Raw genomic sequence first — 12,753 nt, forward strand, 5'->3', positions numbered from 1 at the left:
AACCACCCCCGATTTTCACGCCCGCAGGGCGTGCGCGCAGCCACATCAAAGACTGAAAAGCGGAAGGTCGGCGGTTCGACCCCGCCCCTGACCACCTCAACTGACCAACAAGAACGCCCCGTTCCGATCTCGGACGGGGCGTTTTTCTTTGGGCTTGACGACAGCGCTGACGACAACAGCCCCCGTCCGCCAGCCGCCTGGAACGCACTGACGCTGACGCCAAACCCGAGGCGGTGTGGGTGTTCGGGCTGCCCCTAGACCTATACCGCGCGGAAGGTGCGCTTCAGCTGGGCGGCGGTGGCCACGGCGGGCCACAGGCGGGTCGTCAGGTTCCGCGCCCGGGTGCCGCCCCGCGTCGCAGGGACCATGAGCGCCGACGCCTGTCCGATGTTCCGCTACTTGGAGTCGACCAGGCGCTGATGGGCGGCCTCGTACGGCGGAAGGCCGACTCGGGGTCGTTCGGACCGGCGGCCAGTTCCTCGGCGAGGGTGAACGCCCCCGCCATGGCCATGGTGGAGCTGTCTCCGAACAGCGACACGCAGGACGCGGCGTCGCCGAGGAGTACGATCCGGGCGTTCCGCCAGCGCAGCAGGCGCACTTGGCTCACCGAGTCGAAGAAGAGGTCGTCGGCGGCGCGCACTTGCGCCAGGAGTTCGGGCGCGCGGCACCCACCGCGGCACGCTGCGAGCGCGCCATACGGCGACGGCGAGCACGATATTGCCGATGTATGGCGTGAACGCCCCGGGCAGCATGAATCCGTAGACGTGTACGAGGTCCTCGTTCATGAGGTCGATGAACGTCTTGCCCGCGTCGCCGAGGGCAGGGGTCAAGTACCACACGGCCGCGATGAGCAGCGTCATGGCGAGGACAAGGTTGGCCAGCTGAATCCCGAACCAGACCCACGTCGCGTCATGGTCAGGCGCAAGCTGGTCGAACCCTGGCGACGCATCCTTGATCGAGCCGAGCGAGGTCAGTCGATGCCGCCGTTGCTCTTCAAGAGCCGGCGGGATGCCTACCGCTGTCGGCTGAGGGCGTCCCACGCTTCCTGGGAATGCCTCTCACTTCCTTCCCGGGAAGTCGTGCTCCTACTGATTGGAGTGTCAATCAGTACACCAAGCAGCACGCAAGCAGAAGGAGCGCGACATGACCTCCGTCTCTCGCTCGCAGTCCGCCGAGCCCACCCCCTCCGTCTCCGGCACTGTCGACCGTCGGAAGCTGTACCGGTTCGCGGGTTGGGGGGCGGCGCTAAGCGGCGCCTGCTACCTCCTCCAGCCCATCCTGGTAGCCGGGATGGAGGCGACCAGTTCCGGCCCCGAGGACGTGTTCCTCTCGCCCACGGAGATCGCGGATGTTTTCTGGCAGGGCCCGGTGCAGGGGGCAATCTTCACCGGTATCGGCATCGGTCTGCTGGCCGCAGTGCTCGGAGTCGGCCGCCTCGTGCGCACCGGTGCCCGAGACGCCTCGCCGTGGTGGGGCGTGGCGCACGTCCTGGGGATCGTCGCCGCCTGCGGGTGGCTCCTGCTGGCAGGGCTCAGCATCGGCCTCTACAGCTCGGTGGCCCGCGCCATGGCCGAGATCGGGGCGGACGAGCCGACCATGCGGGTGGCACTTCATATGGGCAGCGTCGTGATCGCCGGGGGGCTCGCTCTGACCGCTGTCGCGTCCGCCGGCTGGCTGATTGGCCTGGGGCGGACGGGACGCCGGGCGGGCGTGATCGGGCTGCCCGCGGCGGTGGTCGCCCTGATCGCCGCGGCGGTGTGCCTCGTGCCGATTCTTGCGCTGTCCCAGCCGTTCGGTGTCCTTGCGACGGCGCCCGCGTTCATCGTCGTCGGGGTGTCGATGCTGCGCCGGAGCCGGTGAGCCCATTGGCGGCCCCGCCCGCGCCTGGCAGGCTCATCTCATGAGGCCAGGGGAGATTGCCCTTCTATTCACCCTGATCGCGTGGCACGTGGTCGTGTGGCCCATGGTCGTGATCCTGGGGGCCACCGCGGTGCGACGCAGGAGGTCCGAGCCGAGGTTCGCCATCGTGGCGAGCGCCCTCGCGGTCGTGTCGGTCGCCTGGAGCCTCACCTTTGCCTTCGACGTGTTGAACCCGGCGGCCCAGGGCGAGAGCATCGCCCCGGTGGTGCTGGGCGCGAGCTTCGTCGCCCTGCCGGTGCTGCTCGGCACGTACCCCGACGGGAGGTTCACGCCACGCTGGCTCGCCGTACCGGCCCTGACGCTCGCCGGGTTCGGCGTGGTGGCCATCGTCACCAAAGGCACGGTGATGGAGGAGCCGTGGTGGCGGGCGGTCGGCTGGGCGACTTTTCTCCTGCTCACCGGCCAGGTCTACCGCTACCGGCGGCGGGCCACCACCGCCGAGCGGGAGAGCGTGCGCTGGGTGGTGCTGTCGATGCTCGTCACCTTCAGCGGGTGCATGGGTCTCCTCGCCGGCATGGGGACGACCATCGAGGATGACAGCCCGGCACTGGTGCACGCGCTCGGCATCTTGGTCGTGCTGCCCATCCCTGTCGGACTCCTGATCGGACTCCTGCGGCCTCGGCTCCTCGATGTCGACGTCGCGTTGCGCGTCGTCGTCTCCGGCCTCATGCTCCTCGCCGCGGTGGGCATCCCGTACTGGGCGACGACGACGGCGCTCGAAGCCTTGGGCGCCGAGGCACCGGTCGCCGGTCGGATCGGCGCGCTGGCGGGCGCCGCCGCAGCGGTCGCGGCCGCGCGGTTCGCGGGCGCCGCAGCGGACTGGTTGGTCTACCGGGGCCGGCCGGACCCGGGCCGTGCCGTACGAGATCTGGGCCGGGCGCTGGCCGAGGAGCCGGACGCGGCCCGGATCCCCGCCGTGGTCCTGCGAGCCGTCGTCGACGCGCTCTTCCTCGACGGCGCCGAGCTGCGAGGGGACGGAGTCCTGCGGGCGCGGTTGCGGACGGTCGGCGACCGGGAGTTCGCGATTCCCGTGATCTACCAGGACGAGCATCTGGCGACCCTGGTCGTTTCGCCCCGGCGCGGTGAGACGTCGCTCACCCGGCGCGACACCGCCGTGCTTCGGCGGCTGGCCCTGCATGCCGCCCCCGCGCTGCACGGCGCCAGGGCCCTCGCCGAACTCAGCGAAGCGCGCTCGCGGGTCGTCCGGCTGCGCGCCGAGGAGCGTAAGGCGCTGCGCCACGACATCCACGACGACCTCGCCCCCACCCTTGCCGGCCTGGGCCTGTCAGCGGCGGCCGTCGCCGCCCTCGTCAGGGACGGCGACCCGGAGGCCGCCGCGGTGGCCGACACGCTGGTCAAGGATGTCAACTCGGCGATGGCACAGGCCCGCGAGCTGACCCACGACCTTCGACCACCGATCCTCGACGACGAGGGCCTGGTCGCCACGGTGCGGGCGCGGGTGCAGCGGGCGGGCGGCGGTCTGCGGGTCCGGATCGACGCGCCCGCGGACCGGCTCGTGCTGCCCGCCGCGGTCGAGATCGCCGCCCTGCGGATCGTCCAGGAGGCCGTCTCCAACGTACGGCGTCACGCCCGCGCCACCGAGTGCACCGTACGTCTCGCCCTTGTGGAGGATGCCCTCGAGATCACGGTCACCGACGACGGAGTCGGCTTCCCCGCCGTGACAGGCCGTGGGAAGGGGATCGGGCTCGCGTCGATGCGGGAGCGCGCCCACGAGCTCGGCGGGGCGGCGTTCTTCAGTGCCGCACCGGGGGGCGGCGCTAGGGTCCACGTGTCGTTGCCTTCCGGCCCGACCCCGCACGTTGCCCCGCAACCCCGGCCCGTCGAGGAGGTGACCTCATGACTCGCGTCGTCATCGTCGACGACCACCCCGTCTTCCGCCGCGGACTCGCCGCGCTCCTGAAGGCGTCCGGCCTGCAGGTCGCCGGGGAGGCCGCCAGCGCCGCAGAGGCGGTTGCCGTCGTCGACGCCGTGGCACCGGACGTCGTGCTCATGGACCTCGGACTCCCAGATATGTCGGGCATCACGGTCACCGCCCAGATCACCGCTCGGCACCCCGAGGTCCGTGTCGTGGTCATCACGATGTACAACGATGGTGTGACCGTGCACCGCGCCCTCGAGGCCGGCGCCGCCGGGTTCGTCACCAAGGACGCGTTACCGGCACAGATCATCGCGGCGATCCGGGCCGCCGAGTCCGGGGCGACGATGCTCGGGCCGGGGGTTCCGCTGCCGAGCCTGGAGGCACCGGCCATGGACGACGAGCCGTCCGGCTACCAGTCGCTCACCGAACGGGAACGGGCGATCGCCCGCCTGCTCGCCCAGGGGCTGCCGAACCCGATCATCGCCGAACGCCTCGGGCTGTCAAGCAAGACGGTGGCCAACTACGTCTCCAACGTTGTGCTCAAGCTCCAGGCCGAGGACCGGCACGACGCCGCTCGGCTCATGCGCAGAGGAGACGAGCGCCGGCTTGGACGAACGGACGCACCCCAGATCGGCCTCCCCTGAGCTCAGGTTGTTCCCCGATGAATGGCGACGGCAACCCTGACGGCAACTTCCACCAACGCAGCCGTACACGAGGCACTGGTGACGAACTTGTACGCCCCGTCTTCAGGAGGGCTGCAGGGCGAGCGTCAAGCCTGAAAAACGGACGGTCATGCTGGCATTCCGCTCTCGGTGAGCTGGGCAAACTGGCCGCCGGACTGCGCACACGAATCGGCTTGATGTCGGGCCACGAACCTGAGCGCATGACCGCTGCCATGTTGGACGCCCTCGGCCGTCGACTCGACATGCCTCGCGTGCCGATGTCGGCAACGATCAGGCCCGCTACGGTGCTGATCGTGTCGTTACTGATGTGCTCCAGGCGATGGAGATCCTGCAAGCAGAGCGGTAGCCGGCCCAGGTCTCCGGACGGCACGAACAGTGATCTTGCTAACGCGGATGCTAACAACGGTTCTGGACGACCATGGACACGCCTGGACTCCCGGACCTCGTCGACCCCGTCTGATCAGGCACGCGAGACAGCGATGGACGGTTCTGGACGACCTTGACCTTGCTACGGATCTCAATGTCAGGCTGAGTCTTACTTCCGCAGCGAGCTGGCTGACGGGAGGGGACGGAAAGGTCCATTCCTTTGTCGAACCTTCTCCTCGACGCCGTCGATCTGCTGGAGCGAGTGCGCGGTCAACGTGGAGCGCCCGCAGCGCAGCGAGGACGAACGACGTTGACAGTGCCAAGCGCCGGCGCACACTCATTGTCGGAGGAGGGGCTCGGGTGACTCACTACGGATCTGCCGTGATGGCTTGCTTCTGACGTGTCCACGAGCCCTGAACACCGGCTTTATCCGGGCTGAGCGGCGTGACTTGATAGCGCCTCTGTGTGTCAAGCGGCTGCCGTTGCGACTCGTTGTTGATCTTTTCGGATGCGTCGGTAGATCACGTTGGACAGTCGTCGTTTGAGTGCGCGGCGGGCTTCGGCGGGGGTCTTCTTCTCGGTGATTTTCCGCTGGTAGTAGACGTGTCCGGGGCCGGGATCACGGGCCTGGCACACGGCAATGGTGTGCAGGGCTGAGTTGAGTTGCCGGTTGCCGCCGGTGTTGAGCCGGTGCCGGATTTGATCACCGCTAGAGGCATCCAGCGGTGCGGTGCCGGTGTAGCTGGCGAACCGATCCGCGGTGCGAAACCGCGTGACGTCACCGACATGGCCGAGGATCTTGGCGGCCAGGACGACACCGACGCCGTGAATCTCGGTCAACGTGCTGCCCGCAGCGGCCAGCGCGTCCCGCGATTGTGCTTCGTTGTCCTTGAGCCGCTGGTCGATGCGCCGCAGATCAGCAAGGAGGTCGCGAGCCAGATCACGTCGCAGGGCCTGAGTGGCGGTGGTGGGACGGACAGTGCGCAGCAGGGCGGCGGCCTTTTCTGCAGACAGGCCGGTAGCCGCGCCGCCGGGGACCAGCTCGCGCAGCAGCCCATGTAGGCGGTTGAGGATACGGGTTCGCTCATGAGCCAGGTCGTCACGCCGTTCCGACAGCAGCCGCAAGATGGTGTTCTGGTCTTCGCAAGTGACGACGCGCAGGTCGCGCCGGTAGAGGGCGACCTGCGCGACGCTGAGCGCGTCGGCTGGGTCGCTCTTGCGTCCGCCGCCGGTGCTCAGCAGGCGGGCGCGCACCGACAACGTCGCCGGGACATCCAGTACGTGCTCGCCGACGGCGGACAGCTGCTGGGCGATGCCGCGGCCGAGGCCGTTGGCGCCTTCGACGGCGAATCGGCGCTCGGGCCATGCCGCGGCCCAGGTGGTGAGCTGGCGGAGGGTGCCGGAGTTGACGGTGAAGCGGCGCTGGCTGATCGGGTGGCCGGCGGCGTCGACGGCCACGGCGGTGAGTGAGGACTTGTGCGGGTCGATTCCGATGGTGATCACAGAGGGCTCCACGGTGGCCGACGACTTCGGATCGTGCCGTGGCGGGCACCCTGACTTGAAGAATTGAGCAGATCATGCCTCTGTCGAGCCACACCACGGCGGGTGCCGGCGGCGTGGCACGCTATCAATGAGCCAACCACCAGGGCGGCAAGAAGCCTGCGAACCTGCGCCGACCGGCACCCTGAACGCTAGGGCTGCAGACCCCGGCATCTGGCCTCATTCAATAAGTCAGGAGCCTGGTAGATCCCTCGATTGAGATATGTCGGCCGCCCGGCCCGGATGTCCCCCAAAGAACGGAGACATCTCCATGATGGTGTTCGGCATCGACCCGCACAAGCAGACCCACACCGCGGTGGCGGTGGATGAACTGGGCCGCAGGAAGGCAGAACGGACCGTCGCCGCCCGGCGGGAGGGGCATCTGCAGCTGCTGGTCTGGGCGGGCAAGCTCACCGCCGATCGGGTCTGGGCAGTGGAAGACGTCCGGCATGTGGCCGGCAATCTGGTCCGCGACCTGCTGGCCGCCGGCGAGAAGGTGATTCCCGTACCGCCCAAGATGATGGCCGCAGAACGCCGCGGCGGCCGTGAGCACGGCAAGTCCGACCCGATCGACGCGCTGGCCATCGCCCGCCTGGCCCTGCGCGAGAGAGCCGATCTGCCGCTGGCGGTGCTGGATGAGCACACCCGCCCGATCCGGCTGCTGGTCGATCACCGCGACGCGCTGATCAAGGAACGTACCCGGGTGATCAACCGGTTCCGCTGGATGCTCCACGACCTGGCCCCCGATCTCGCACCTGCTCGACGTACCTTGGCACACAGCGCCACGCGCGTCCGGCTGGCCGCCCAGCTCGCCGCGCTGCCCGAGAGCACCTCCCGTCGGATCGCCTGTGCCCAACTGACTCATATCGACCTGCTGTCGACGCAGGCCAACGCCGTCGAAGCCGAGCTCAAGGCGCTGGTCGAGCCTCTTGCGACCGGGCTCCTGACCGTGACCGGTGTCAGCGTGTTGACTGCTGCCAAGCTCCTGGGAGAGATCGGTGACATTCGCCGTTTCCGGACCACCGCCGCTTTTGCTCGGCATAACGGCACCGCCCCGATACCGGTCTGGAGTGGCAAGACCGAGGTCTATCGGCTCAACCGCGCCGGAAACCGGCAGCTCAACGCGGCCCTCCACCGCATCGCCCTCACCCAGAGCCGATGCCACCCCGGCGCCCGCCAACTGCTGGAACGCCGCCGGCAAACCTGCCACGACACCACCAAAGGCGGCCTGCGCGTCCTCAAACGACACCTGTCAGACGTGGTCTATCGCGTCATGATCGCCGACATCGAAGCCCGGGACATCGCCCCGACGCATACCCACCAAGCAGTCGCTTGACATAGGAGCGTCAGAAGGTTGGGGCTTCGAGTACCTCCGGCCGCACAAGGCGAAAGCCTAGGTCCTCACCGCGATGACCCGGGCTTTTTCGCATCTATGATCAGTTGCCGGTGTCCGGCTGTGATCTGTTGACTCCGGCTGACTCTTCCCAATGCGTTCCCGCGCTCCGGGGTCTACCGCTTCTTCGGGGGCGGATCATCAACCATCTCGCTCTTCGGCCTCATCGGCAGGAAGCCCGGGGGAACAAACTTCATCCGCTTGGCCAGCTTCTTCGGGTGCTTCCCTCCGATCCCTTCAGACTTCTGGTTGCTCTTCTTTTCCCACTCGGGAGATGTCCGGATGACTCTCTGTCCCACTGCTGGCCTCCAACTCTCGCGGTCTCAATGTACGCTAATATTGCCATTTCCGCCCAGTACGTCGCTGATCCGGCGCATGGCGATCTCGTCGTGACCCACGAGGCATTTCTCATAGGTGAGGTGCAGGACTTCCACGCTGTTACCCACCCACTCGGCGACCTGCTTCGGCGAGACCTCCGCATTGAGCCAGGTAGACAGGCATGAGTACCGAAGATCGCAGGGTGACACGCCAGGGGAATTCCGTGATAGCCGACACGGACCATATCGTTACCGGCGTGCTCCAGGCCATAGGGATCCTGCACGCCGAGCGGTGACCGAGCGGCCAGGACGCAGCTCCGCAGGGAAGTGCTGTACAACAGCTCATACAGCAACACCGCCTTACACGATCACATGCCACCGACCCGCATCTACCGCCCGACCAGGGCGCGAGCCCTCCGACCAGGACAGTGCCGTTCACAAGTAATGAAGGGCTCCAAGGTTGAAGTTCGTGACATGGCTCGTGGCTTCCGCCTCGGCGAAGTAACACTGACCAGCTTTATCTCGATCTGATGTGAGCCGAACGTTTCGCGCAGTTACTTAAGATGTGAGAGCGAGCCTGGTTTATATGAACGATCTTGCTAGGGCGGCAGTTTTGGGGCTGTCTATATCGCTCCTCATCGCTGTGGCTCTGGTCAGCACGCAGCTCTGGCTCAACAGAACCCCGACAGCGCTACCGTCCTCCGCCGTAACTATCACCATTACAGCTACTCCCACTGTCCTATCCTCTCAAGTTGTGAGACCCAGACCTCCTCGCGTCGTGGCAACGAGTCCTCGCCCAAAACCACCGCGAGTGACACCCTCTCAGGCGAGCAAGCCGCGACCGCAAGGTAAAGTTGCATTAAAGGAATGGCACAATCAAAGCGCCGATAACAAGTGCGTCGAAGTCCAGGCCTTTTATGAGAATCGCTCTAACATTGCCATAAAAACGGTTACACAAACCTTTCTCACCAACTATACTCCCAGGCATCGTTTGGGGGAATACCCTGATAGTAAAGATGGCCCTTACAAGACGATCACTGAAAATGTAGGTATTCCTCCATTTGAAATTCGGGAGGTTTTGTGGGATGTGTGCGCTCCGGAGCTCACGAGACTGATGAACCCTCCACCGGCCGATGGTATCGACGGCTTCATGTCTAAGCTCGGGGCTGTGCCCAAGAGATTCACATGGACATGGTTCTCGGAGTGATTCGCCACTTTCGCCAATATCCCGCAGGAGAGGGCTCGAATTGTCGCATAGGCGGAAATTTTGCCTACATACTGAAACGCGGCTGGCAGCTTCCCCGACCTGGGGCGACTCGATGAAGATCTAACGCTTGACGGACGAGCACTGACATCACCGGCGGAGGGCGCGCAGCGCGTCTGCGTACAATCTGGGTCGACCGCGATCACGGTGCTGATCATGCCGTTGCTGACGCGCTCCAGGCGATGGCGATCCTGCAAGCGGAGCAGTAGTTAGCCCAGGTCTCCTGACAGCACGAACGGCGATCTTGCTAACGCGGATGCTAGCAACGGATCCGGACGGCTCTGGACGGTCATGGGCTGAGAGGCCCCGTAGAGCCCGCCCAACCAGGCCCGGAAGTCAGCCGTGGACAGTTTTGGATGATCGTGTTCTAACTCGTAATGAAGTGGTCGGGTTGCGCTCGTCTGTCCTTGAGCGATGAATGGGCGTAGATCGTCATCGTGACCACAATGTCCGAGTGGCCGACGATCTCTCTGACAGTGTGCGGTGGCACACAGAGGTCGAAGGTCGAGGGAGGCTTACGCCCGTGTGGCGGGGGTCGTGAACCGCACACTCCGTCCCCGGCCCCAGCGGGTCGGCAGCGAACGAGGTGATCAGGATTACGTGCTGCACGTCTTTGTGGACAACCCCGAGCGGCATCCAGGTTTCTCGATTAATCGCGGGCCTCGTTGGCCGCAGTGAGCAACTCGGTTTCGCTGCGCACCTTGTCAATCAAGTCAACTATGCGATCACCACGCTTCGAAATAAGTCGCCGTAGAAGGTCCTCGCTCCAGACGACTTTCTCGTCGGCAAGGTTGCCCAACTCTTTGGCAACGGGGGCGCCTTGGGGGTAGGCAAGTATTATAGTTGCGCCCAAGTTTTGGATTTCTCGAACTGCTTCCGCCAGGTCCCTGTCTCCCGCAACAAGGACGATCCTCTTGGTCATGCCCTGTTGCACAAATCGAAGCATGTCTAGAACGATAAGGGTGTCGACGCCCTTTTGTGTGTATCTCGTTTCGAGATTGAAGTGCTTCATGAGATTGCTGTAGTCTATGCCGGCTGTGCTAGCGGCCGCCCTTAATTGCTCCTTGTGCTCAAAAGGTAGCGACTGGAGGTGTCCTAGTCTGAGCTGAATTCCTGCACACTCTTCCAGCTTATCCAGCTCGGCGCGCTGGCGACTTCTAAGCGCAGCCCCTTCGGGGTATTGACCGTCGTACCAATAGCATCGCAGAAGGCTGTTATTCATTCGGTTAGCGGCTACGAGAAACCACGATGTCAGCTCCTCGCCTTCAACATGCACTTCGCCGACAGGAATTTGAAGCGCCCCAGAAATAGATCGTGTAAGAAATCCAGCATCCACCATGCCTACTACCGAGGGCTTCATTTGAATCCTCCTTTGCCGTATGCTGCGTGCCCCAGCGAGAGTGGGAGGTTCTATGCCACACGAGTCGGAAATCACTCCGTGGAGCGATGAGAGTCAAGACTATCCAATCCCACGAGGCAGGCAAGGGGGTGATTCTACCCTTATGTCTCTTGAAGTCCTAGTTAGTGCTACTAAGGGATCGCTGGGACTATGGCTAGTGCTTCCAGGGGGTTTGCTTCGCGGTCTGCTAGTTAGTCCAGCCCAGTGGCACGAAGAATGGTTTACAGGCATCGCCGAGGCGGGCGAGGGAGGCGCGACGGCGCACGCCATCTTGAAGGGGGTATTTGGTGCGTCTGGGAATCTAACACCCGAAGGCGCAGTGATTGACCATGATGAACATTATCTATACCTAAAGGATGGCTACTTCGTAACGGGCACTGGAGAGTATGGCCCTATGCCGTGGAAGGTGCGGCTGAGCTCCGTGGCGGCATGGGGTATGGGTTCCAGGCCACCCAAGTGAGGTCACGGATCAGGCTTCCAGAGCGTCGCCCGAGAGCTGTACAGCAAAGTCGTATCACGCCATCGCGTCAGAAGGGCGGCCTGGACCTACAGGTGGAGCGACAGGCCATGTCACCCACGACGGGCCTGCCCTACCATACGGATCAAGTGATCAAGGTTGAGGCCGTGACAATCGCTGGCTTGGCACCCACCGTGCGGGGTGGGGCGATCGACTGCGACCCTACTCCGTCGGGCCTTGCCACCGAGTGACGTGGGGGCCGACCTCGACAGGTGCGGGACATGTGCGGGATGATCTTTCAAGCGGTGCGTGCTGCGCGGGGCCTTTGCGCAGGTCACAGTGCATCCGCCAGCCGTGTGACCACCGCTCTCCTAATGCGGGTGTCTCAGGATCAGACGTTTCCTCATAAGGTGGGGTGCCGTGCAGAGGCTCGCGCTCTTCGACCTGGACAACACGCTCGTCAACCTGGACGAGGCGTTCCAGGTATGGGCTGGGGAGTTCGCCGAGCAACACGATTTAGAACACGAGGCGACCGACTGGCTGCTCTCTCTAGATCGAGCCGGCTACCCGCACCGTGAAGTCTTCTTCAGCAAGGTCCGGGACCGTTTCGCCGTGCCCGAGCCGGTTGACGAGCTATGGAGCCGCTACCGCGAGCGCATGCCGTACCTCGTCCACTGTCAACCCGAGGTGATGGACGGGCTGTCTCGACTCCGCGCATCCGGCTGGAAGGTGGCGATCGTCACCAACGGCACCGCGGACAATCAACTCGGCAAGATTCAGCGGACAGGGCTGGCCGAGGCCGTCGACGCCTACGCGCTCTCGGGACTCGAAGGTATCCGTAAGCCCGACATCGGTCTGTTCGAGGTCGCGGCCAAGCGCTGTGGCGTGGTTCTTGCCGACGGGGGATGGATGGTCGGTGACCACCTCGTTGCCGACATCGGCGGAGGACACGCAGCCGGTCTGCGTACGATCTGGGTCGACCGAGGCACGTGGCCCGACCACGATCACGACGCTGATTATGTCGTCACTGACGTGCTCCAGGCCCTGGAGATCCTGCACGCCGAGCAGTGATCGAGCGGCTGTGCCGTAGCCCCGAGGAGGCGTGCCGTACAGCACGGAAGTACAGCAACAGGGCCGCACAACCCCTCACGTCAACATCCACCATCACACGCTTGAGCAGGCCGAGGAGCTCCCCAGGTGGTGACCGGCTCCCCTTTGCAATCAGACACTCAACTTGTCATTTAGCCCTGCGTCCGTGGATGCTCGGTCGCATGTCCATCTAGCCCGCCGTACGTCACCATGAGGGCACCTGGCTACTCCGAGCGTCGCAGCCTCCCGAACGACCTTGCCGAATTGTTCTTGTGGGTATCAAGACGGCGGCGTGGCGCGCCGCCGCACCACGGCCCCACGCCCGCCCGCCGCACGGGCGTGCGGCGTGGGCGGGTCACGTCCAGCGAAGTGGTGTATGAGTTGATCTCCGCGTGATCCTGTTTCTGCAGGTTAAGCGGTAAGTGTCTGCGGAATGGGTTTCTGCTG

At 64.9% G+C, this 12,753-nt stretch carries 9 protein-coding genes; 5 read left to right on the forward strand and 4 right to left on the reverse strand.

Annotated elements, in window-relative coordinates; translation table 11 throughout:
* Positions 1-325: 325 nt before the first annotated feature.
* Positions 326-640, reverse strand: a complete 315-nt coding sequence (locus tag ACIN94_RS32210; RefSeq protein WP_400714616.1) for a hypothetical protein — start codon at positions 638-640, stop codon at positions 326-328.
* Positions 641-1,143: 503 nt separating this feature from the next.
* Between ACIN94_RS32210 and ACIN94_RS32215 the strand changes: the two genes are divergently transcribed.
* The 3 genes from ACIN94_RS32215 to ACIN94_RS32225 are packed head-to-tail and all read left to right on the forward strand — an operon-like array spanning position 1,144 to position 4,443.
* Positions 1,144-1,860 carry a hypothetical protein gene (locus ACIN94_RS32215; protein WP_400714619.1) on the forward strand — a complete coding sequence of 239 codons (717 nt, stop codon included), beginning with the start codon at positions 1,144-1,146 and terminating at the stop codon, positions 1,858-1,860.
* Positions 1,861-1,900: 40 nt separating this feature from the next.
* Positions 1,901-3,781, forward strand: coding sequence for a sensor histidine kinase (locus ACIN94_RS32220; RefSeq protein ID WP_400714622.1), 1,881 nt, complete (start codon positions 1,901-1,903; stop codon positions 3,779-3,781).
* Positions 3,778-4,443, forward strand: coding sequence for a response regulator (locus tag ACIN94_RS32225; RefSeq protein WP_400714625.1), 666 nt, complete (start codon positions 3,778-3,780; stop codon positions 4,441-4,443). The genes ACIN94_RS32220 and ACIN94_RS32225 overlap by 4 nt, the downstream gene beginning before the upstream one ends.
* Before the next feature lie 873 nt (positions 4,444-5,316).
* On the opposite strand, the gene ACIN94_RS32230 is transcribed toward ACIN94_RS32225, so the two are convergent.
* Positions 5,317-6,363: an IS110 family transposase gene (locus ACIN94_RS32230; protein ID WP_400714628.1), complete on the reverse strand. Its 1,047-nt coding sequence runs from the start codon at positions 6,361-6,363 to the stop codon at positions 5,317-5,319.
* A gap of 298 nt (positions 6,364-6,661) precedes the next feature.
* Here ACIN94_RS32230 and ACIN94_RS32235 point away from each other — a divergent pair, with 298 nt between their 5' ends.
* Complete coding sequence (locus ACIN94_RS32235) at positions 6,662-7,723, forward strand: IS110 family transposase (RefSeq protein WP_400714631.1); 1,062 nt, start codon at positions 6,662-6,664, stop codon at positions 7,721-7,723.
* A 173-nt stretch (positions 7,724-7,896) separates the two neighbouring features.
* Here ACIN94_RS32235 and ACIN94_RS32240 read toward each other — a convergent pair whose 3' ends face one another.
* Positions 7,897-8,079 (reverse strand): hypothetical protein, encoded by a 183-nt coding sequence (locus ACIN94_RS32240; protein ID WP_400714634.1) that lies wholly within the window; start codon positions 8,077-8,079, stop codon positions 7,897-7,899.
* A 1,931-nt stretch (positions 8,080-10,010) separates the two neighbouring features.
* Positions 10,011-10,721 (reverse strand): NYN domain-containing protein, encoded by a 711-nt coding sequence (locus ACIN94_RS32245; protein WP_400714637.1) that lies wholly within the window; start codon positions 10,719-10,721, stop codon positions 10,011-10,013.
* 916 nt (positions 10,722-11,637) lie between these two features.
* On the opposite strand from ACIN94_RS32245, the gene ACIN94_RS32250 reads away from it, so the two are divergent.
* Positions 11,638-12,288 carry an HAD family hydrolase gene (locus tag ACIN94_RS32250; protein ID WP_400714640.1) on the forward strand — a complete coding sequence of 217 codons (651 nt, stop codon included), beginning with the start codon at positions 11,638-11,640 and terminating at the stop codon, positions 12,286-12,288.
* Positions 12,289-12,753 lie beyond the last annotated feature (465 nt).

Source organism: Streptosporangium sp. NPDC087985, from assembly GCF_044741965.1.
GTDB lineage: Bacteria > Actinomycetota > Actinomycetes > Streptosporangiales > Streptosporangiaceae > Streptosporangium.